This window comes from Mucilaginibacter sp. PAMC 26640, from assembly GCA_001596135.1.
GTDB lineage: Bacteria > Bacteroidota > Bacteroidia > Sphingobacteriales > Sphingobacteriaceae > Mucilaginibacter.
In genome coordinates, this window is the sequence record CP014773.1 from 1,663,103 (window position 1) to 1,684,701 (window position 21,599).

19 protein-coding genes and 1 tRNA gene are annotated in these 21,599 nt (G+C 43.2%); 6 read left to right on the forward strand and 14 right to left on the reverse strand.

Annotated features, from left to right (window positions below; all coding sequences use genetic code 11):
• The 8 genes from A0256_07245 to A0256_07280 form a co-directional block, all read right to left on the reverse strand.
• Positions 1-684, reverse strand: a complete 684-nt coding sequence (locus A0256_07245) for a DNA-binding response regulator (GenBank protein ID AMR31237.1) — start codon at positions 682-684, stop codon at positions 1-3.
• A gap of 9 nt (positions 685-693) precedes the next feature.
• A complete protein-coding gene (locus A0256_07250) occupies positions 694-1,602 on the reverse strand; it encodes a hypothetical protein (GenBank protein AMR31238.1) in 909 nt (302 codons plus the stop codon).
• A gap of 24 nt (positions 1,603-1,626) precedes the next feature.
• Entirely contained in the window at positions 1,627-1,971 is a 345-nt protein-coding gene (locus tag A0256_07255; GenBank protein AMR31239.1) for a hypothetical protein, read from the reverse strand.
• Between the two features lie 153 nt (positions 1,972-2,124).
• Positions 2,125-3,045, reverse strand: coding sequence for a thiamine biosynthesis protein ApbE (locus A0256_07260; GenBank protein AMR31240.1), 921 nt, complete (start codon positions 3,043-3,045; stop codon positions 2,125-2,127).
• Positions 3,046-3,228: 183 nt separating this feature from the next.
• Complete coding sequence (locus A0256_07265; GenBank protein AMR31241.1) at positions 3,229-4,302, reverse strand: peptide chain release factor 1; 1,074 nt, start codon at positions 4,300-4,302, stop codon at positions 3,229-3,231.
• A 302-nt stretch (positions 4,303-4,604) separates the two neighbouring features.
• Positions 4,605-5,360: a UDP-2,3-diacylglucosamine hydrolase gene (locus tag A0256_07270; protein ID AMR31242.1), complete on the reverse strand. Its 756-nt coding sequence runs from the start codon at positions 5,358-5,360 to the stop codon at positions 4,605-4,607.
• A gap of 59 nt (positions 5,361-5,419) precedes the next feature.
• Positions 5,420-5,977, reverse strand: coding sequence for a hypothetical protein (locus A0256_07275; protein ID AMR31243.1), 558 nt, complete (start codon positions 5,975-5,977; stop codon positions 5,420-5,422).
• Between the two features lie 19 nt (positions 5,978-5,996).
• On the reverse strand, positions 5,997-6,938 hold the full coding sequence (locus A0256_07280) for a protease (protein AMR31244.1): 942 nt from the start codon (positions 6,936-6,938) through the stop codon (positions 5,997-5,999).
• A 157-nt stretch (positions 6,939-7,095) separates the two neighbouring features.
• Here A0256_07280 and A0256_07285 point away from each other — a divergent pair, with 157 nt between their 5' ends.
• Positions 7,096-7,617, forward strand: coding sequence for a hypothetical protein (locus A0256_07285; GenBank protein AMR31245.1), 522 nt, complete (start codon positions 7,096-7,098; stop codon positions 7,615-7,617).
• Positions 7,618-7,896: 279 nt separating this feature from the next.
• Here the strand turns inward: A0256_07285 and A0256_07290 are convergent, their stop codons facing one another.
• From A0256_07290 to A0256_07315, 6 genes are read right to left on the reverse strand one after another with little or no spacing between them, the layout of a single operon-like run.
• A complete protein-coding gene (locus A0256_07290) occupies positions 7,897-8,892 on the reverse strand; it encodes a dimethylhistidine N-methyltransferase (GenBank protein AMR31246.1) in 996 nt (331 codons plus the stop codon).
• Positions 8,893-8,913: 21 nt separating this feature from the next.
• On the reverse strand, positions 8,914-10,068 hold the full coding sequence (locus A0256_07295; GenBank protein ID AMR31247.1) for a sulfatase maturase: 1,155 nt from the start codon (positions 10,066-10,068) through the stop codon (positions 8,914-8,916).
• A 5-nt stretch (positions 10,069-10,073) separates the two neighbouring features.
• Positions 10,074-11,645: an ABC transporter permease gene (locus A0256_07300; protein AMR31248.1), complete on the reverse strand. Its 1,572-nt coding sequence runs from the start codon at positions 11,643-11,645 to the stop codon at positions 10,074-10,076.
• The gene (locus A0256_07305) at positions 11,638-12,603 is read right to left on the reverse strand and encodes a glycine/betaine ABC transporter ATP-binding protein (protein ID AMR31249.1); all 966 of its coding nucleotides are present in this window, start codon (positions 12,601-12,603) and stop codon (positions 11,638-11,640) included. Before A0256_07305 ends, A0256_07300 begins: the two co-directional genes overlap by 8 nt.
• A gap of 8 nt (positions 12,604-12,611) precedes the next feature.
• Entirely contained in the window at positions 12,612-13,997 is a 1,386-nt protein-coding gene (locus A0256_07310) for a mercuric reductase (protein ID AMR31250.1), read from the reverse strand.
• Between the two features lies 1 nt (position 13,998).
• On the reverse strand, positions 13,999-14,280 hold the full coding sequence (locus A0256_07315; protein AMR34459.1) for a hypothetical protein: 282 nt from the start codon (positions 14,278-14,280) through the stop codon (positions 13,999-14,001).
• Positions 14,281-14,521: 241 nt separating this feature from the next.
• Between A0256_07315 and A0256_07320 the strand changes: the two genes are divergently transcribed.
• The 5 genes from A0256_07320 (at position 14,522) to A0256_07340 (ending at position 21,595) form a co-directional block, all read left to right on the forward strand.
• Positions 14,522-14,593: transfer RNA gene (locus tag A0256_07320), tRNA-Glu, on the forward strand.
• A gap of 297 nt (positions 14,594-14,890) precedes the next feature.
• Positions 14,891-15,469 (forward strand): hypothetical protein, encoded by a 579-nt coding sequence (locus A0256_07325; GenBank protein AMR31251.1) that lies wholly within the window; start codon positions 14,891-14,893, stop codon positions 15,467-15,469.
• A gap of 67 nt (positions 15,470-15,536) precedes the next feature.
• Positions 15,537-17,036, forward strand: coding sequence for a metallophosphoesterase (locus tag A0256_07330; protein ID AMR31252.1), 1,500 nt, complete (start codon positions 15,537-15,539; stop codon positions 17,034-17,036).
• Positions 17,037-17,193: 157 nt separating this feature from the next.
• A complete protein-coding gene (locus tag A0256_07335) occupies positions 17,194-18,156 on the forward strand; it encodes a hypothetical protein (GenBank protein AMR31253.1) in 963 nt (320 codons plus the stop codon).
• Positions 18,157-18,421: 265 nt separating this feature from the next.
• Complete coding sequence (locus A0256_07340) at positions 18,422-21,595, forward strand: SusC/RagA family TonB-linked outer membrane protein (protein AMR34460.1); 3,174 nt, start codon at positions 18,422-18,424, stop codon at positions 21,593-21,595.
• The last annotated feature ends 4 nt before the right edge of the window (positions 21,596-21,599 follow it).

Sequence of the window (21,599 nt, forward strand, 5' to 3'; positions counted from 1 at the left end):
TTAAACGTTTGTTTTTATACGGTAGCCTAAGCCACGCACGGTTTCCAGCCAGTCGGCAGGGGCAAAGGCGCTCAATTTTTTGCGGATGTTTTTGATGTGAGCATCAATAAAGTTCGAGTCGTAATCATCGTTCACTACGCTTCCCCATATATGTTCGCTTAGCTGCGCACGCGTTAGCGTTCGGTTTTTATGGAGAATCATATAAGCGATCAGGTCGAATTCTTTCTTAGTGATATTAGTAACAGAAGTGGTTAGATAGGTAATTGTCCGGTCTGTTAAATTTACCAAAAAACCGTCGAGGTTGACAGTTTGGTTTACCAGTCCGAATTTTCTGCGGGTAATGGCCTGCATGCGGCTTTGCAGTTCTAAGAGTGAGAATGGTTTTGGCAGGTAATCGTCGGCACCCAGGTCTAGCCCCATTATACGATCATATACTTCTGCGCGGGCAGTTAAAATAATACAGGCAGCTTCCGGGCGATTTTTTTTGGCTTCCTTCAGCAGGTCCAGGCCATCGTAATCCGGCAGGCCAAGATCGATCAGGATAAAATCATACAGATTTACGGCAATTTTTTCTGATGCGGATGTGCCATTAAAACATACCTCGCAAATATAGTTGTGCTTCGAAAGGAATAATTCCAATTCGTAGGCAAGCGCTTTTTCGTCTTCTATAATTAAAACATTCATTTGGCACAATTAATAAAAAACGTAATAAAATGTTAAATTATAAAAAGATTCACGGCGGTTAAGTAATGCACCCTCCACATTAACAGGAATAGAGTATTTGTATGAAAACTCGAGTGTATAATGAGGGCGGTTGTATGATATTGGAATCTTAAAGCTGTAATTAAGCATAGTAAACTTGGCATTATCGCGCGCGCCCAGGCCGTTCTCGTTTTTAATATAAATATTGTTCGCCTCCAGGCGGTATTTATGATCTATCGAATATCGCTGCACAAAGTTTTGTGTGCCCAAAATGAAATTAAATGATGGGTTGATAGATAAGTAATCCTGATCGTCGAAAATGCTCCAGCTGCTTTCCCAGTATCTTGAATTACTAACAGTTGCAAAAATATCATAAGATTTGCCAAAAAGATAATCTCCTATCAGGCTGGTTTTCAGCAGACCCCAGTCGTACGAGTTTTTTAAATTGATATCGTTCGATGATGCCGATTTGATGATCTGCGAGTCGTCATTGAAAAAGAAGCGGGTGTAACTGATCGTCCCGGTGAACTTTTTCGAGAAACGGTAATAATACCCGCCACCAACGTCAATTTCATCAACAACGGGTTTGTAGCCCAGTACCTTCAATGCCGACCCATATACAAAGAAACCGGATTTATAATTGATCACCATGTCACCAGAAACAAATGGATATCTATACGGGCCTGTGCGGCCAAAGAACAAGGCATCGCTGCCATAATTAACACCTGCTGATAGAGAATTTTTGCGGACTAATACCGCTGTGGTATCGGCAAGTTTTGTTACCACAGTATCGCTATCAGCAACTAGTGCCTTTTGCGGAAAAGCAAAAAGCAATGCGCTTGGCGATGCACTTAATGCACTGCTTGTGATAAAAAAAAGTAATATGCCGAAGTATCTCATTAACAAAGTGCTGTAAACTTAATATTAATTATCATTTCTTCTTGGTATCTCAGGTGGCCTTTCTAAACCATCAGGCCTGCGCTGCCTTTTAGGTTTAGGTTTTGGCTTTCCGGTCGCCGGGTCTATTTCTTCTAACTTCTCTGGTTTCGGCTGCTTTTTGGCTTTCGCCACTTCTTTAATTTTCTTTTTATCTTCTTCAAGCTGGCGTTGCCTGGCTTTTGTGGTAGTATCGCGCTGCAAAGCTGCAGGCATAGCAAAGTGTATAGCCGGGCTGGTAAATTCGGGGCTTTTAATAGCATTATTTTTTGCAGATAGAAGGCGTGGCGCGGATATCATCAGGAGTACAATATACAAAAACCACTTTATCATTTCAGACGCATGAACAAATGCTTAACTATTAAACGCAAAAACGGCCATTACGCCGTAGTGCATATTCAATAATTAGCGGGGGTAAAAATTAAGCCAAATAGGTTTGGTTGTATTTAATGTAAATATATAAATAGAACGGATAGCGTAATACGCTTACCCTGCTAAATTAATTCCTTTTGACGTATAGATACGTGCATGGTCATCAACGATAATACAAGCCATTTGGTTAAGCTTATTAATGAGATATAAACCCGCATTTATGCCCATGGCAATAATTGGCGATGCCATTGCATCGGCAAGTTCTGCACCGGGGGTGATCATGCTAACGCTTTTAATTTTGCTTACAGGGAAGCCGTTCTCCGCGTTGATCTTGCCAATAACGGTATTGCTGGTAATAGGGGTGAGTTTTTCTGAATTGAAAGAGGTGGCGAAAGCCATATTACTGATGTTGATGCCCGCAAATGGCTGCCCGGCCTTTGATGGGTCCGCTGAACCGATGGTCCACGGGGTGTTATCAGGCTGGAGGCCCCAGCTGAGCAGGTCGCCGCCGGCGTTAATCACACCGCTGTTTACCCCATTCATCTGTAAAATATATTTTGCCCTGTCGGCAGCATACCCACGACTGATGGCGCCAAAACCAATCCGCATCCCTTTATTTTTAAGGAAAACCGTTTGCTTCTCAGCATTCAATACTACATTCTTATAGTTGGTTAGGCTAATTTTACGTTTTGCCGCTTTTGTATCAGCATTGCTAATAGCAGGGTAGGTGATATCAAAAGTACCGTAAGTAAGTTCGGAGATTTGAATTGAGCGGTCAACAAGTCTGTATATTTCAGCATCTACATGCACCGGGCGGATACCGGCGTTGCGGTTGATCTCGTTTAAGGTGCTGTCGTCTGTAAAAGTGCTGAGTAATTTTTCTACCCTATTAATTTCGGCAATAGCATTGTCGATCCGATCATCTGCCCAGGCAATATTATCAGCTAGGAGGCTAATTTCAAATCTGTTTCCCATTAACCTAATTTCGCGAGCGAAAATGCTATTGTTACCTGTTAAGTTTTTTACTGCCAGCATACATCTTAAAATTAAATACAGTTAAATAAGCTACAGCCCAAAACATTAAAATTCAGTTAGGGGCTAACTTATTGATACTAAAGTACAGGGGCAATATGAAATTGAGATGAAAAGAAACCCGGCTAAACAAATAAAGCACCTTAAATTAAGGTGCTTTACTTACAAGTATCATGATGTTACGTTTTATGCCGCGGTACCTTCTTTTAAACGCTCGGCATTTTCAGCAAATTGCAATGCTTCCATTATCTCTTGCAGATCGCCGTTCATAACGCCTACCAGATTATAAATAGTTAAGCCTATGCGGTGCTCGGTTAAACGGCCCTGAGGATAGTTGTACGTTCGCACTTTGGCACTCCTGTCGCCCGTTGCCACCATGGTTTTACGCCTTTTCGAAGTTTCTTCCAGATGCTTCTGCAGTTCCATTTCGTACACACGTGAGCGTAATACACCAAGGGCTTTATCGTAATTTTTCAATTGCGATTTTTGGTCCTGGCATTGCGCAACAATACCGGTAGGTAAGTGGGTTAAACGCACGGCAGAGTAGGTAGTATTTACCGACTGGCCGCCCGGGCCCGAAGCACAGAAAAGATCCTTACGGATGTCACTCACCTGCAGGTCAATATCAAACTCATCAACTTCAGGCAAAACTACCACCGATGCAGCTGAAGTATGTACACGGCCCTGAGTTTCGGTATCCGGCACGCGCTGTACGCGATGTACGCCAGATTCGTATTTAAAGTTACCGTAAGCATCTTCCGCATTTACGTTAAATACAATTTCTTTATAACCGCCCGATGTGCCCTCGGTGTAATCGATCAGCTCGGTTCTCCAACCCCTCTTTTCACAGTACCGCATATACATGCGGTAAAGGTCTCCTGCAAACAAAGCAGCTTCATCTCCGCCTGTGCCGCCACGGATTTCGATAACCGCATTTTTAGAATCTTCCGGATCTTTCGGGATCAGCATTAAACGAATAGCTTCTTCCATCTCTTCCTGCTTGGTTAGCAGCTCGTCCAACTCCATCTTGGCCATTTCGCGAAACTCGTCATCCTTTTCGGTAGCCAGGATCTCTTTATTGGTATCTATGTTGCTCATGATGTTACGGTATATGTTATACTCGTCAACAATCTTGGCAAGGTCTTTATATTCCTTGTTCAGCTGGGCAAAGCGTTTCATGTCGCTCATGGCATCCGGGCTGCTTAGTTCAACTTCTACTGCTTTCCAGCGTTGAAATATTAATTCTAATTTCTCTAACATCTTATTTTGAAAATCAATGCAGTGCTAATTGGTTACTATAGCCCCGCTTTTTATTACAAGCTTTTGCCCCGGTAATTGCTAACCCAAAGTTTTCCATTTCAATCGGGTTTATTTTAGGTAATGCGGTGCAACAAACATGCAAAAATACGTAATTTAAAGCAGATTATATATTCAGGGTATTGTAAAGAGAAATCAACTTCTTCTTTAATTTTTAGTAGGCCTATGTTAGGAAGAATGTTAGTGAGATTACCGCAGCGATCATCTCCGTAACCCTGATTGTTTAAATATTGCAATACGCTTAACTACCTGGCAGGCTCAAAATGCTTTAACTCCAGCGTAGTGCCGTCAAATACAGTATAAGTGCTAAAGTTTACCCACTCCCCTAAGTTAATATAGCGGCTGGTTGGCGATAGTATTCTATCCAGCGGGAAATGACGGTGACCGAAAATTAAATAATCGTAATGTGTTTTTGATAAAAGCTGCCTGGAGTAAGTAACCAGCCATTCGTTTTCGTGCTTGCGTAAATGTTGGGTTCGCCCGCCTTCCATTCTGCTGGCTCTTGACCACCTGTTGGCAATCCCAACCCCAAGGTTTGGATGGATCCTTGCAAAAAGCCATTGGCAGAGCTTGCTGCGAAATATGTTTTTTAGCAATTTGTACTTTTTATCGCCAGGGCCAAGGCCATCGCCGTGGTGCAGAAAAAACTTTTTGCCCCCACGTTCCATAACCATTTCGTCAGATATGATACGCGCATTTAATTCTGTAACCAGGTAATCAAACATCCACATGTCATGGTTGCCCTTAAAGAAGTAAATTTTGGTACCATTATCGGCCATTTGCGCCAATCGACCTAAAAAGCGGATATAACCTTTGGGAACAACTGTGGCATATTCGAACCAAAAGTCGAAAATATCACCAACCAGGAAAAGTTCGGCGGCATCGGGCATGATCATGTCTAGCCAGCGCACAATCCGGTCTTCGCGTTCACGGCTGGAGGTATGGGATACGGCACCTAAATGAAAGTCTGAAGCAAAATAAATATTTTTACCCGTTGGCATAGCTGTCAAAAATACAGGATTAATTTACAGTGCACAAATTTGATTTTAAAAGAAATAGCTTACCTTGAGGCTGCTACAGGCGGTAAAAATTCCATACGCTTGGCGAAATATACATCCCAGCTATGCTGCTGTTGTTTGTTGGTGCTATGTTCCGTATCATCGTCATAATCAAGATTAAGCTGCTTGTATTTGGCATCAACCCGGTTAAATATAGCCATCGCTTCATTTTGATAATTTGCAGTGAAACGAGTGCGGTTAACTATACGCAGTACCTCCTGCTGCTCCAGGTAGGCAATGTTGTAATGGCCTTGCTCATGCTTCAGAATCTCGGCAAGCTGAATTTGCGATGAGATGCGCGACCTGTCTATCCATGATTTGTAATTGTTCATGTTTAGCGTCACATTAAAATGCAAAATGTACTCTCCATCTGTATGCGATGCCTGGAATCGAAAATCAATAGTACAATTGGTATAAGCAACCACTCCGCGGCTGTTAGCACGGGGCGATCCTCTGAAATCGTCGGCGGTTAATTGCCTGAAAGATTGGGCAAACAGCGTAGCAGAAACCAGCATCAAACCTAAACACAGGATGCCGCCTTTCAAAAGTTTAAATGTCATCGAAGCCGTTAAGTAAATTTTACTTTTGGACTTTATCGGTATGCAAAAGGTTTAAGGCCATCATTTCTTTCATGGTACGCTCCATTCCTTCGGTAGATCCGTCAAGGAAAATGACATTGCCCCTGGAGTTTTCGGCAAAGTGCTTGATGGATTCCGTCCACATGGTAAACAGAATCACCGAGGTATCCATGTTGGCCTCCTGCATCTCTTTGGCTGCAGTCGTCATACCCTTGGCTACTTCCTCACGGAACAAGGCAATACCCTGTCCGCGTAATTGCGCGGCCTGGCGTTCTGCCTCCGCAGAGATCTTGATAGCGTTACCTTCAGCCTCCGCCGCTTTGGTCTTGGTGATCAGCAGGGCCTGGCCTTCATTCTCGGCAGCGGCTTTTAAATTGTTCGATGCTACCACCTGGCTCATCGATTTCATGATCACCTCATCAAAGGTGATATCATTCAGCTGCAGGTCCTGCAGGTGATAGCCCCAGCCCTCCAGTATCGTATCCAGTTGGTCTTTTACATGCTCCACAATATCGCGGCGTAATATCAACACTTCGCTTTGTCGTTTGGTGGCCACAAATGCGCGTATGGAGCCTTCTACCGTACGAATGAGCGCCTGCATAAGGTTACGGTCGTCTACAAACTTAAACGCTACATTTTTGATAGCTTCTTCCGACTGATCCAGTACGGAGTAGAGCAACATAGCTTTGAAATATACATTCGCCTGATCGAACGTAACGGCCTGGAACTCCAATTCTACCGACCGGTTCTGGATGGAGATCTTGGAATGAATATTTTCGATGAAAGGGATCTTGAAATTCAATCCCGGCGTTAAAATCCGGCGATATTTACCAAAAATGGTGATCACTACGATAGTGCCCTGCTTAACAGTTACAAAGCAGGATATCAGAATAATAAAAATAAAAAAAGCGATAAGTAAGAGAGCGATTGATGAGGTTCCCATTGATTGTGATATATTGATTAAATATAGCTTTATTAGTTGATGTTACAATACCCCAAATGAATCTGCTATCTTGGTTAATGAATATGAGCTTTAGCACAACTAACAATTTCACGGATTATTGTGAACGTCCATGAGTAACAGAATTAATTAAAATACATTGAATAGAGAACAAAAAAGCAGACGGGTACTGCAATCAGCATTTATTAGCTATTTAATTGGCTGCGTTTTATGGTACTTTATTTCTTACAAAAACGCTGAGATTATTCAAATAGCAATTGTTGCGTTTATATTAGCAAGCGCTGTTTTATTTATTTCCGAATTTAAATCACGCAATGTGATATCAAAAAATGTAAACGGATATAAAACGGTTTTCGTCGTGATTTTTTTGATTGTATTTATAACCGTTTTTGGGGTAATAGATAACTTGGCTAAAGTAAGGGTTGATAATATTTTATCTAATGGACCAATAAAATCCACTACTGCAACGGTTGTAAAAGTTGATATGAGGAGTACAAGATCTGGTAAACAGGCTTGGTCAATTATTAATTATAAAACGGCAGGAACAATAATTGAACAATCTTTCGCTGATACAAGTGACCCTCAAACAGGGAAGAAATATTTAATTGAATATTCAGTACAATACCCTGATATGTTTAGGGTATTAAAAACAGTAAAGTGAAGTGTAAAACCTAGCTTATATATTAAGCTTTAAACGCATTTTTGCTGCCCACACGGTGTCCTACAAAAAGCGCCAACGGGACGTTCTGCCGTATGGCAGCGAAAACACTTGGACGAAGATTTAAAGTTTATCTGTTGTGTGTAATGGCATCCAGCGATTGTTAAAATGTTTCTTGTAATCCGTTTTTTACTCAAATAGCTTGATTTCAAGTTTGCATTAATGGCATTAGAGAGCCAAAGCCTTAAACAGCTTAGTTATTAAGGTCAATTGTGCTCCTAACTACTCCGCCATCCAAACCGCATCAACAAACCAGCCTTTACTATCCAGTAATTGATTAAGCGGCTTAAACCCGGTTGCCTTAGCCATCTTACTTACCTGGTCCAACGTATACTTCTGCGAGATCTCCATGTAAATGTATTCGTCTTTAGCAAAGCTGATATTGTCGGCACCATTTATTTTAACCTGCTGATCTTGCAGGCTTACCAAATAGCTTCGGCAAGCGCCGCTTTCCGGGTCATACATTGCATAATGGTCAAATTGCTCAGTATCGAAATCTGCATTGAGCTCCCGGTTAATGCGCTCCAATAAGTTAAGGTTGAAGCGTTTGGTAATGCCTTCTTTATCGTTATAAGCTGCCAGTACCGTTTTCGGGTTCTTTTTCAAGTCGACACCAATCAGCACCATATCACCGGGGGAGAGGTGGTCGCGCAGTATTTTACAGAAATCTTCGGCCTCTGCCACAGGCATATTGCCAATATTAGAGCCAAGGAACATCACCACTTTGCGCTTATCAGAAATAGCAGCGGCTTTTTTCAGCATATCAAAGTATTCGCCCTGCAAGCCGGTTATTTTGATACCCGGCAAAGTAACCGGCAACGTGATGTTAAGATAAGAGATCACATTGCCCGAAATATCTATCGGAAGGTAGGTAAAATCAGCTTTTTGATCTATCAGGTTTTTAAGCAAATGAGAAGATTTTGTGGCATCACCTGCACCAAGTTCTATCAAATCAAAACCATCACCAGCGGCAATCAAAGCATTGGCCAATTCCGCGGTTTTTTGAGTGAAAATCTCCATCTCGCAGTTTGTAGGGTAATACTCGTCACAGTTCATCAGGTCCTGGAAAAGTTTATCACCCTGTGCATCGTAAAAATATTTCGATTCCAGGCGCTTTGGTACAGACAGCAGGCCCGCCAAAATATCATTGTGAAATTGCTTGTCTATTACTTCATTTTGTTTAGCGGCCGATTGTTGGCAGGTGGTAGTGTTTTCCATATGGATTAAATAGTGATCGTCTTATTTAGCAAGACGTATGCCAGTAAATTGCCAGCGTAACTCCGGCTGAAAAAAGTTTCGGTAAGTAATTCGGCTATGGTCCGGAGAGGTCACTTCAGAAGCTCCCCGGAGCACCTTTTGCCCCACCATGAATTTGCCGTTATATTCGCCAATAGCACCCGGTGCTTTGGCAAAACCAGGGTAAGGTAGGTAGCTGCTTTCTGTCCATTCCCAGCGATTGCCCCAGGCAAATTGTGTTGCCGCTACTTCCCATTCAAATTCGGTTGGCAATCTCATACCTTTCCAAGAGGCATAAGCATAGGCTTCATAATAGTTAATGTGGCACAATTCTTCATGCATTACCAGTGGCTCCAGGCCATGGTAATTGTAGTACTGCCATGCGCCATCTATCTGGTGCCAGTACATAGGGGCCTCTATTTTATTGGTATTTACCCAATCCCATCCGGCGGCGTGCCAATGGCGGAAATCGTGATAACCACCTGCGTTAATAAATTCCAAATATTCGGCATTGGTAACCAGTGCCGAGCTGATCTCAAAGGCGTTCAAATATACCTTATGACGATTCAGCTCGTTATCAAAGGCGAAGCCTTGCCCTTCAAAACCGACCTCGTAAACACCTTCTTCAATTTTAACAAACGCTTTGTCCGCAGGAACTATGGCCCTGGGTTTAACATAATTTTTTGAATAGGCAGGAAACAGCGGGTTGTTGCCAAGGATGTATTTGATATCTGTCAGCAGTAGTTCCTGGTGTTGCTCTTCGTGGTGAAAGCCCAAAATAAGGAGTTCTTCCACGTCGTTACTTATGTTGCCACAAGCGATAAAACTCTGCATCGCATCGTCCACGTATTTGCGATACAGCTGAATGTCGATCACCGTAGGGCGGCTTAAATTACCCCTGTCCGTACGGATAACCCGGTTGCCTACCGTTTCATAATAACTATTGAACACATAATTGTAGTTGGCATCATATTCCTGATACCCCATAAAATAGGGTTTCAAAATAAAAGTTTCGAAGAACCAGGTAGTATGGCCGATATGCCACTTAGGCGGACTTACATCGCCCACAGGCTGCACTACATAATCTTCGGTTTGTAAGGGGGCGCAGATCGCTTCGGTGCGTCGGCGTACTTTTAAATAACAGTCAGCTAAATCCATTGGTATTATTTGCTATCCAAATATCGTTTGAGGTTAGAAATTGTTTTAACATTCAAATCTTTTGCCTGTTGCTGCCGCATCATTAAAGCGTAGGCGTTGTTGAAACCGATTGGCTTGAGCCATTTAAGCTGATAGCGCTTTTCAAATTCGCGGGCTACATAATTGTAGGTGCTATCTTTACTTACCTGTAGCTGGCTCACCGTTTTTGAGGATGCCTGCAGAATAGCAAGCAGGCCTGTGCCGGTGTACTCCGGGTAAAAATCTACCTGGTCGTTGGTTAAGGCATCAAAAACTATCTTGGTGCCCCCTAGGCCGGTTTTGGTAGCTACATCATAGTTGGTGTAGCCTTTTATCAGCATGCTGTATATGCTGGCCAAAATGTATTGTTCGCCAAAAATTTTTGAACCGATGCGCACCACGCCGCCGCTTGCCGTTTTTGCAGGGCGAAAAAGATTTTTTGAAACCAGAAAGTCTTTAGCAACCCGTTCCGGGGATTGGTGCAGGTAGTCGGTTCTGTAATTCAACTCCGTCATAATGGAGTCGTTGATATGGCCGGCTAACAGATTGAGTGTTTTTTCAAGTTCAGGGAATTTTCTTAAAGCATCATCGCGAACAACGGGTGCGGCATAATATGGCGGGAAGATCTTTTTATCATCCTCCAGCACCACCAAATTGTAAGCCTTTAAACGCCCGTCGGTAGAGTAGCCGCTGATCACGTCCAGTTCCTTTTCTTGCGCTGCTTTGTACATCACTGCGTCGCTAATCACAATGGTATGGATCTTTAAGCCATATTCGTTTTGCAGGCCCAAATTGCCATCTTGCCTACCCATAAACTCGGGCGTGAAGCCTGCCGTTAATTTACTGCCATAAGCGGAAGGGATAAAGTAGAGGCAGGAGAGTATGACCAACATCACCGGCGCTACCTTTACCGCCCCTTTTATCTTTTTAAAATTCAGCTTTTGCACCAGTGAGAGCAGAAAATCGAAAATTATAGCCAGCAATGCTGCCGGGATGGCCCCCGCAAGGATCATATTGGTGTTATTAAGCGAGATGCCGCCGAAAATGAATTCCCCTAAGCCGCCAGCTGCAATATAAGAGGCTAAAGTGGCCACACCAACATTGATCACCGTTGCCGTGCGGATACCTGCCAGAATCACCGGCATGGCTAAAGGTAGTTCCACTTTAAACAGTATCTGCCATTTGCTCATCCCCATAGCCATTGCCGCCTCTTTTACGGTGCCGTCCACGCCGGTTATACCGGTATAGGTATTGCGGATAATGGGCAATAGCGCATAAAGCAGCAATGCCACAATAGCGGGTTTGGCGCCAATGCCTAACAGCGGAATCATAAAGCCGAGCAATGCAATACTTGGGATGGTTTGTAATATTCCTGCAATACCCAGCACCAGCCCCGAGATGCTTTTTTTCCGGGTAATATAAATGCCTAATGGCAGGCCTATGAGCACCGCGATAAATAGCGAAATAAAGGTAAGCCCAATGTGTTGCAGGGTTTGTATGCCCAGTTTATCGGCCTGCTGACTCATAAAACTCCATAAGGTTTGCTGTTGCTCATTCATGGGGTTGCAGAGTTTTATATTTGGAATATGCCGCCATAACCTGCTCAAAAGTTACGGTTTTAAAGGCTTTGGTTTGTTGATTGAAGATATTGAGATTTTCGCCCTGAATAAACTTGAACTGCTCAAAGGCCGACCAGATATCCGCATCGGCAGATAATGAAGACGGGTTTGTTTTGCGATCTACTTGCGGCAGGTATTCCCACAGGTCATACACCCTGATCGCTTTCAGCTCCAGTTGAAGGCGCTGCTCTTTTAAAAAGCTGCTGACAAAATCATTTGCGGGTTTGAACAACAGATCGGCAGGCGTGCCTATCTGTACAATTTTACCCTTATCCATCAGCGCAACCCGGTCGGCCAGTTCAAACGCTTCCTGCACATCGTGCGTAACCATGATGATGGTTTTTCGCTTCAATTCGTCCAACGCCTTAAATTCCTTATGAATACTGGTACGGGTAACGTTATCTAAGGCGCCAAAGGGCTCGTCCATCAACAGTACCGGCGGGTCTGCTACCAGCGCGCGGGCCAGGCCAATTCGTTGCTGCTGGCCGCCGCTTAGTTCGTTTGGGTAAACATCTAAATATTGTTTATCCAAATGGAGTTTTTGTAATAGTTCTAAACTCCGCTTTTGTGTTTTCCCTTTATCCCATTTAAGCAACCCCGGCACTATAGCAATGTTTTCTGCAACGGTATAGTGGGGGAAGAGGCCGTTATTTTGCAAAACATAGCCAATGCCCCGGCGTAATGTCTCGGGCGACTGCTCTAAAATGTTTTGCCCACCAATGGCAATCGTTCCACTGTCAGGCTCTATGAGCCGGTTCAGCATTTTAAGGGTGGTGGTTTTTCCGCATCCGCTGGTACCCAGCAAAACCAGGGTTTCGCCTTCGGCTACTTCAAAAGAAATGTCATCTACCGCTTTTGTTGTATTGAATATTTTTACGAGATGCTCAACTTTGATCATACATTTGCTTATGCCTCCAGCGCCATAAATAGGTTGTTTAATGATTCTGAATAAGTAGGATGGGCAAAAACACAATAACGTATGCGATCATAAGTAATGCCACCCTCCATAGCCATTTGCAGCACCGACATGATCTCGCCGCCTTCGGTCCCCACAATAGCTACACCCAATATTTCTTTGGTATCGGCATTAACTATCGCTTTCATTAAGCCTCGGGTATCGCCGGTTTCCAGCGCCCTCGCCACATGCGACATTTCTAAACGTGCTACTTTTATGTTTAGCCCCTGCTTTATTGCTTCTGCTTCCGTAATGCCCACGCGCCCAAGTTCCGGATCGGTAAACATACAGTAAGGCACCGGCCTGTCTTTTATCGTCAGGTCTTGTTTCTCTACCAGGTTACGGTACACGATGGTGTAATCATTATAGGAGATATGTGTAAATGCCGGGCCGCCTTTTACATCGCCCAAAGCATAAATGCCTTTTGCGCTGGTTTCCAGCTTGTCGTTTACCTTGATGTAGCCCTTTTCATCAATCTCCACACCTGTTCTGTCTAAACCAAGCTTCTCGGTTTGCGGCGACCGGCCAACTGCGATCAATACATGGCTGCATTTTATTTTCGATTCTTTGCCGCCGGTTCTAATTGTTGCTGTGATTTTGTTTTTACCCTTATCCGCAAATTTAACAGCCTCAGCACTTGTAATTATTGTTAGTCCCTCATCTTCAAGTATCTTGGTTATTTCCAACGCAATATCCTCATCTTCGCGGGTCAGTAATCTTTCCGACCGTTCCAGTATGGTCACCTTGCTGCCAAACCTGCGAAACATCTGCCCAAACTCCAGCCCAATATAGTTACCGCCAAGAATCAGCAGGTGTTCGGGCACTTTCTCCAGATCCAAAATAGAAGTAGATGTTAAATATTCTATTTCATCGAGGCCTTCAATCTTTGGAATAATGGTTTTGCAGCCGGTGTCTATAAATATTTTATCGGCCGAAAACTGACGGGCTTTTCCGGTTTTAGGGTTTACCGAAATAGTGTTTTTATCAATGAAAGTGGCCTCACCAAAAAGCAGATCAAGATTTTTTGTATGCTCAATAGCGTCTTTTGCGCCATTCCGCGATTTTTTTACAATGCCATCCGCACGTTTTTTAACCTGCTTCAGATCTACCGTATAGCCTTTGATATTAATTCCCATATCGTTACAACGGCCTGCCAAATAAGCTAGCCGCGCACTTGCTACCATTGTTTTGGTAGGCGTGCAGCCATCATTAACACATGTGCCACCAATAAAGCGCTTTTCAACCAACAGGGTTTTCATGCCGGCATTTGCCAGTTTTTTACAGAGCGGCACACCTGCCTGGCCGGCCCCGATAACAATCGCGTCGTAATGCTTCATATTATTGCGTTACTTTCACCCCTTTCCAAAAGGCAATGTAATTGGCAATGTTTGCTGCAGCAGATTTTGGCTCCGGGTAATACCAGGCAGCATCCGGGTTTTGTTTACCGTCTACTTCCACAGTATAGTAGGAGGCAAGGCCTTTCCAAGGGCAGGTTGTTTTAGTGGACGTTTGTTTAAAAAATTCGGCTTTTATACTATCCTTTGGAAAATAGTGGTTGTTTTCTACAACGATGGTTTCATCGCTTTCCGCAATAACCTGGTTGTTCCAGATGGCTTTCATGTGAAGTTGATTTGTGTATAAAGATATCGTAACGTTATCGGAATTATAAATAGCCAAAAGCCTTTTTTGTTTGCCGGCAAAAAAAATGAGATTCATTTTAATAATCTGTAGCAGAGGCAGAAAAATATTTACGATAATTTTTTTTTAAACTTTATTTTAATTTTCTCAGAAAAGATATATCTTTGCATTCCCAAAATAAGGGGAGCAAAATTTAAAAACACAAATTTTGCCACTCAGAAATGGCCCGTTCGTCTAGGGGTTAGGACGTTAGATTTTCATTCTAGAAACAGGGGTTCGATTCCCCTACGGGCTACAGCAGGGACTTGTCCCGAAAAACTAAGGGTTGTTCTACAAAGAGCAGCCCTTTTTTATTGGCTTTTAATAGTTGTGCCAAATCGCTTCATTTATAGCAGGTGTTTAATACCCACCTTAAAGGCTAATAAATTTTCAAACTCGCTATGAAGGGTGATCCCAATAGGGCAGTACGTTTTTAAGCTTTTAGAGCATCCGTAATTTATTTTAATACTATTATCATAAAAGGTTAAGCTTAACACAAACTTAACATTGAAGGTGTTTGCGGTAATATGGTGTACCTTAAATTTGCGCCCTTATGGAACTGGCATCTACCTCAGCACCTTGTTTTGATTTGCAGCAGTTTGAAGATGTTTTTAAACAGCATTATTCAGCACTGTTTCGTTATTTGAAATCAATTGTGCGGGATGGGGAGCTCGCTAAAGATATACTGTCGGATCTTTTTCTGAACCTATGGCTGCAAAAGGATAAACTGCAGATCAATAATATTAAACCTTATCTCTTCCGTTCCGCCCGAAACGGCGCCTTAAAGGCAATGAGTTCGCAGTCAGTAAACAGTTCAATAGACGATTCCTGGGATATTACTGAAGATGCATTTAACCCGCTTGAACGTATTGTGGCTAAAGAATCTATAAAAATAGTAGAAGAACTCATGAACAAGCTACCTGCCACGCGTAAAGAGATCATCAACCTCCGCCTCATTGGTTTAAAGAATCATGAGATAGCCAAAACGCTAGATATCAGTGAAAAAAAGGTGGAATATAATATGCGTGAGGCGATTGAGCAGTTGAGCTATTATATGCATAATAGCAATTATGATAAGGCAACTATTGCAGGCGGCTTAATGCTCGTTAACATAATCTTCACATTAATTTAATTATTTCTTTTAGTGGAAGCCGGCGTGTAATTGCTCTTACACGTAAAGCATTAATCACTCAAAAGATATGTCTAACAGAAGAGACTTTATAAAAGCGCTTGGCCTTACCGGTGCAGTGCTAACCGTTCCCGCGGGTGTCACGGTTGCCAATCCTGCATTAGCTATTCCAGACACCGTTGATATTACCAACCTGACACTTAAAGGCCGCGTACTTAGTAACGGTGCGGGTGTAGCCAATGTTGCTGTAACAGATGGCGTAAACATCACTTTAACGGATAAACGTGGTAATTACCAGTTAATGAGCAATAAAACCGCAAGATTTGTATACATCAGCATCCCGGCGGGATATGCTATCCCACATGATAAACATATTGCCCAGTTTTATAAAACAATCGATGTCAAGTCAAATGCTTTTACAGCGAACTTTCAGTTGGACAGGCTGGAAAAAGAGGATAATGATCACGTTTTTGTAGTTTGGGCCGATCCGCAGATCATCTCTAAAAAAGATGGCGAGGCGTTAGTAAAACGTACTGCCCCCGATCTACGCGACCTGGTAGCCAATTATCCAGCCGGTACGTCTGTTCATGCCATTGGCTGCGGGGACCTGGTGTGGGATCATTTTGAACTGTTCGATGATTACCGGGAGGCGGTTAATATTACCGGCATCCCATTTTTTAACGTCATTGGTAACCATGATATGGACCTGGATGCCCGAACTGATGATTATTCGGCAAAGACATTTAAAGATAATTTTGGGCCAACCTATTATTCTTTTAACCGGAGCAATATCCATTACGTAATGCTGGACGACGTATTCTTTATCGGTACAGCTAAACGCTATATTGGTTACCTTACCGAAACCCAGCTGCAATGGCTGGAACAGGACCTGAAACACGTTAAGGCAGGCAGTACAGTAGTAGTGTCACTCCATATCCCTACAAACTCCGGTGCAATGCGCCGGAATAAAGACAAGCAGGATGATCTTGGCGGCACAGTATCCAACAGGGAGCAGCTATATAAAATACTGGCACCATATAAAGTTCATATCATGTCGGGCCATACCCACATGAATGAGAAATGGGAGGACGGTAACATCACCGAGCATGTGCATGGCACGGTTTGCGGTGCCTGGTGGACAGGCCCAATTTGCAGCGATGGCACACCTGAAGGTTATGCCGTTTATGAAGTTAAGGGCAATGAGATCAGCTGGTTCTATAAATCGACCGGTAAACCTAAGGATTATCAGTTGAAAGTTTATCCTAAAGGTTATTTGGCAACTGCTCCGGAAGAAATCGTGGCAAATGTTTGGAACTGGGACAAAGCCTGGAAAGTACAATGGTTGGAAGATGGCGTGCTGAAAGGCGATATGGACCAGCGTATTGATTTTGACCCCTGGGCGGTTGACCTGTATGCAGGACCTCAGTTACCCAAAAAACACAAATGGGTTGACCCAACCCTGACCGATCACCTGTTTTTTGCAAAACCCTCGACTGGTGTTAAAATAATAAAAGTTATTGCCACTGATAGGTTTGGTAAACAATACATGCAGGAAATAACATTAGCATAATTTTCTGATAATGAAAGAGCTGCTTTTAAGGCGGCTTTTTCATTATCGTTTTAATTCGTACATCTTCTAAACGCTTAACATAATATTCATAAACACTTAACAATTTCTTTTGGTGGAAAGGAGGGCTGTACTCCTCTTTAAATAAAGATCACCATAAATGAATTGGGAATTACTAATACGGCATGTTAACGGCGAAAGCACAACGGAAGAAATTGCCGAAGTTGATGCCTGGCTTAATGAGAAAGCCGAAAATAAGCTCATTCTTAAACAACTGCAGCAAAAGCAAAAGCAACTTACCCAGCCTGTAAAAGAGGATGCGATCCATACGGAATGGGTGAAAATGTTAGACAGGGTTTTTGAAAGCCCAAAGCAGGTGGGCGAGGCTAAAATTAAGCCACTGTTCCGCTTGCTGAGTATTGCCGCAACCTTGCTGTTGGCCTGTTGTATTACCTGGTATGCTGTTAATACCAATAAGAAAATTGCCAACGAAATAGTAACCGTCAAAACAACCTTAGAAAGACGTCAGGTTACATTACCTGATGGTTCGGCAGTTTACCTGGCACCAAACTCCACCTTAAAGGTAAGTGGTGCATTCGGCCAGAAAACAAGAGAGCTTACACTTACCGGCGAAGCATTTTTTGATGTAAAGCACGATGGTAAGAAATCTTTCATCATCCATACGGCCAATAACCTTAAAGTAAACGTGCTGGGTACCTCATTCAATGTGTATTCCCGTAAGGGCGTCAATGAAGAGGTTAAGGTAGCAACAGGGTTGGTGGGTTTGGTATACGGGAAATCAACCATATTCATTAAAGCGGGCCAGCAGGGTAACTATACCTTAGCAACACAACAAGCCAGCAAAACCCGGGTAAATATCCAGGATGCATCCAGCTTGCAAAACGGCACCTTATACTTCCACAATAGCCGTGCAGAAGAGATAGCCCGAAAAATAGAACGTTACTACAATGTGCAGGTTTCAGTTGCACAATCCGCCAAAAAGCAGGCGGCTTTTAGCGGCGAAATGAAAGATTATGGCGTAACCAAATTGCTTGATGGTTTAGGTTATGCCACAGGCATCCGTTATCGGTTCACCAATAAAAATTCCATCCTACTATATTAATTAAATACATATGTATCGTAAATTTTTACTTCATCTGGGTAAGATCTGCATCTGTTTACTGGTCGCAGGTATCATTGCAATTAAAGCAAATGCCCAGATCAATAACAACCAGCTTACTTTCAACAACAACGCCTCCATTGCCAGCATTATTGACAGGCTGCAAACGGTTTATAAATACCGGGTATCTTATGAAGCCGGCTTAAATACGGCTAAAGTTATCCACCTGCCTTCACAAAAGCTTTCGTTAGAAAGCCTGATGAGGCAGATAGAACAGCAGGCTAATGTGGGTATACGTAATATGGGCGGTAACTTAATTATCAGGCAGCTTGATGTGGTATCGATTAGCGGTACTGCTTTTTCTGCTGATGACAACCAGCCTTTAATAGGGGTAAGCATAATAGGAAGCAACAAGCAAATGCTTGGTATCACCAATGCCGAAGGAAAATTCAACATCCGTATAAGCAGTGGTACTAACGTCATCTTCTCCATGTTGGGTTTCGAGCCGCAAACTACAACGTTCACTAAAAACACAACCGATACTAAAATTGTGCTTGCTATAGCCAGCAACGCACTAAATGAAGTTGTTGTTACAGCCCTTGGTATAAAACGGGAAGAGAAAGCCTTGGGTTATGCAGTTACAAAAATAAAAGGTGAGCAGCTTACCGAAGCATTGTCAAATAACTGGACCGATGCTTTATCAGGTAAAGTGGCAGGTTTAAACCTGATCCGCTCTAATGGCGGGCCTACGGGGTCTAACAAAATCATTTTACGGGGCGAGAGTAACCTTACCGGAGAGAATGATGCGCTTATTGTAGTTGATGGCGTAGTGATCAACCACGGGAGTGGCCGCCGTACCGATAATGGTAGTGGTGCTTATCTTGACAGCGAATCGCCAGTTGATTTTGGCAGTGGTTTAAATGATATTAACCCTGAAGATATCCAGGACATCACCGTATTAAAAGGGCCAAGCGCAGCTGCATTATATGGCCAGCGTGGTGCCAATGGTGCACTTATCATCACCACTAAAAGCGGTAAGGTAAGAAAAGGAATAGGTGTTACCCTCAATTCAAACATGGCAATTGAGCAAATTTCGCGCTGGCCAGATTATCAGTACCAATACGGGCAGGGTGCCGATGGCGAAAATTATTATTCATTTGGTGCAACGGCTGATGGGGCAAGTACACGCAGTACAAGTTCGGCGTGGGGCCCGAAGTTTGACGGGCAGTCATATTTTCAATATGACCCTATCACACATACAGGCGGCACAACCCGTACGCCCTGGGTTGCCTATCCCAACGCCCGAAAAGATTTCTTTGAAACAGCTAAAACTTATACAAATAGCATAACCCTTGATGGCGGTACCGAAAAAACATCGGTAAGGTTTTCGGCAACAAACGTAAAAAACACCTGGATCTTGCCAAATACAGGGTATGATCGCAATACTGTCTCATTATCAGCCAACCAAAAGGTTACAGATAAGTTACAGATCAGCGCCAAAGTTAATTACACTAATAAAGGGAGCGACAACCTGCCGTCTACCGGTTACAATAACCAGTCGCTGATGTATTGGAACATGTTTTGGGTGCCCAATGGTGATGTAAACTGGTTGAAAGATTACTGGTTGCCGGGTAAAGAAAATATTAATCAGAGCTATCCTTTCAGCAGCTTCCCGGATAATCCTTATCTGATATCTTATCAGATGCTGAATAAATCAACCCGTAATGATGTGTTGGGCAACATACAGGCTACCTACAACTTTTCTAAGGAATTTAGTGTGATGGTACGTACAGCATTGACCAGCTCATACGATCAGCGTTCACAGCAAAGGCCTTACGACACAGAAAAATTCAGAAAGGGGATGTTTCGTACGCAGAGCATTTACTCACAGGAGATCAATAATGATTTTTTGTTGAGATATGCGAAAAAAATAAGCAAAGATTGGTCTGCTTCAGTTTCTGCCGGTGGTAGTATGCTTATAAACAGCTACAACCGGGATGACCTACGTGCAGATTCATTACTCTATCCTGGTGTTTTTAACCTTGCAAATAAAGCGGGCGTGTTGGTTGCATACCCATACCAAAGTAAATACAAAGTCAATAGCTTTTATGGTATAGCCACTGGTGGCTATAAAGACTTTTTGTTTATGGACGTAACCGCCCGTAACGATTGGAACGGTGTGTTGGCATCAGCTACTTCTACGAGCAATGTCTCCTTTTTTTATCCGTCAGTAAATTTAAGTGCTATAATTTCAGAGATGTTTGATTTGCCTAAGTTTATCAGTTACGCAAAGTTAAGAGCATCCTATGCCAGTGTAGGTAGTGGTGGACAAGATCCATATTACACCTCTTATGGTTATAACGCCAGTGCCACATTTCCCGGCGGGTTATTTAACCCAACGCTTGTTGCCAACCCCGATCTTAGATCGTTGCGTACAAATAGTAAAGAAATTGGAGCCGACTTAAGGTTCTTCGGCAGCAGGTTAGGACTGGACGTTTCATTATATAAAAGCAATACAAAATCTCAAATTTTGCGCAATGCGCTTGATCCTGCAACAGGATATAATGAGGCAGTAATTAACGCAGGAGATGTACAGAACCGTGGTATTGAGATCCAGGCCAACGGATCACCAATCAAAACCAAGACTTTCAGCTGGAATGTCAACTATACATTTTCAGCGAACAGTAACAAAGTAGTATCGTTAACAGACGGGCTGCCGTTAACCCTGCAATCTGGCCCTGGTGGCAGGGGGCAGGTATCGGCCAGGGTTGGTGGCAGCATGGGCGCGCTATATGGCCGTGGGTATCAGCGCTCGCCTGATGGCCAGATCGTTTATTTAAAAGGCTACCCGCAACTAACTGATAGTTTACAATACATTGGCAACAGTATTCCTACCTGGAAAATGAGTATGGGCCACCAGTTCAGGTACAGGCAATTCAGTATGAGCTTTTTGGTTGATGCACAGTATGGCGCAGTTGGCTACTCACTAACTGCAGCTGTATTGGCCGAACAAGGTAAAACGAAAAATACATTACCCGGCAGGTACAATGGTATTATTGGCAACGGTGTAATGCTTAATGCAGATGGCACTTACATTACTAACAATGTAATTGCGCAGGATGTTTATACATACTACAATGCTCATTACGGCCGGGATAATGTGGAAGGTTCAACCTACTCAACCGACTTTATTAAACTGCGCGAGACAAGGCTGGATTATAGCCTTACTCCAAAACTGCTGAGCAGGCTTGGTCTACAACGTGTAACGCTTGGTATTTACGGGCGTGATTTGCTCACCATAACCAAATGGCCGGGCTTTGATCCCGAGTTTGGTACGCTGACAACTAATGCCCAGGGCGCATCAACCATAGCAAGGGGCTTTGAGTTGGGTCAGTTTCCATCCACCCGCACTTTTGGCTTTAACCTAACTGTTGGCTTTTAATTAT

Coding starts and splice junctions, on each gene's coding strand:
- A0256_07245 (AMR31237.1), bottom strand. CDS start 684: ATGAATGTTTTAATTATAGAAGACGAAAAAGCGCTTGCCTACGAATTG.
- A0256_07250 (AMR31238.1), bottom strand. CDS start 1,602: ATGAGATACTTCGGCATATTACTTTTTTTTATCACAAGCAGTGCATTA.
- A0256_07255 (AMR31239.1), bottom strand. CDS start 1,971: ATGATAAAGTGGTTTTTGTATATTGTACTCCTGATGATATCCGCGCCA.
- A0256_07260 (AMR31240.1), bottom strand. CDS start 3,045: ATGCTGGCAGTAAAAAACTTAACAGGTAACAATAGCATTTTCGCTCGC.
- A0256_07265 (AMR31241.1), bottom strand. CDS start 4,302: ATGTTAGAGAAATTAGAATTAATATTTCAACGCTGGAAAGCAGTAGAA.
- A0256_07270 (AMR31242.1), bottom strand. CDS start 5,360: ATGCCAACGGGTAAAAATATTTATTTTGCTTCAGACTTTCATTTAGGT.
- A0256_07275 (AMR31243.1), bottom strand. CDS start 5,977: ATGACATTTAAACTTTTGAAAGGCGGCATCCTGTGTTTAGGTTTGATG.
- A0256_07280 (AMR31244.1), bottom strand. CDS start 6,938: ATGGGAACCTCATCAATCGCTCTCTTACTTATCGCTTTTTTTATTTTT.
- A0256_07290 (AMR31246.1), bottom strand. CDS start 8,892: ATGGAAAACACTACCACCTGCCAACAATCGGCCGCTAAACAAAATGAA.
- A0256_07295 (AMR31247.1), bottom strand. CDS start 10,068: ATGGATTTAGCTGACTGTTATTTAAAAGTACGCCGACGCACCGAAGCG.
- A0256_07300 (AMR31248.1), bottom strand. CDS start 11,645: ATGAATGAGCAACAGCAAACCTTATGGAGTTTTATGAGTCAGCAGGCC.
- A0256_07305 (AMR31249.1), bottom strand. CDS start 12,603: ATGATCAAAGTTGAGCATCTCGTAAAAATATTCAATACAACAAAAGCG.
- A0256_07310 (AMR31250.1), bottom strand. CDS start 13,997: ATGAAGCATTACGACGCGATTGTTATCGGGGCCGGCCAGGCAGGTGTG.
- A0256_07315 (AMR34459.1), bottom strand. CDS start 14,280: ATGAAAGCCATCTGGAACAACCAGGTTATTGCGGAAAGCGATGAAACC.
- A0256_07325 (AMR31251.1), top strand. CDS start 14,891: ATGGAACTGGCATCTACCTCAGCACCTTGTTTTGATTTGCAGCAGTTT.
- A0256_07330 (AMR31252.1), top strand. CDS start 15,537: ATGTCTAACAGAAGAGACTTTATAAAAGCGCTTGGCCTTACCGGTGCA.
- A0256_07335 (AMR31253.1), top strand. CDS start 17,194: ATGAATTGGGAATTACTAATACGGCATGTTAACGGCGAAAGCACAACG.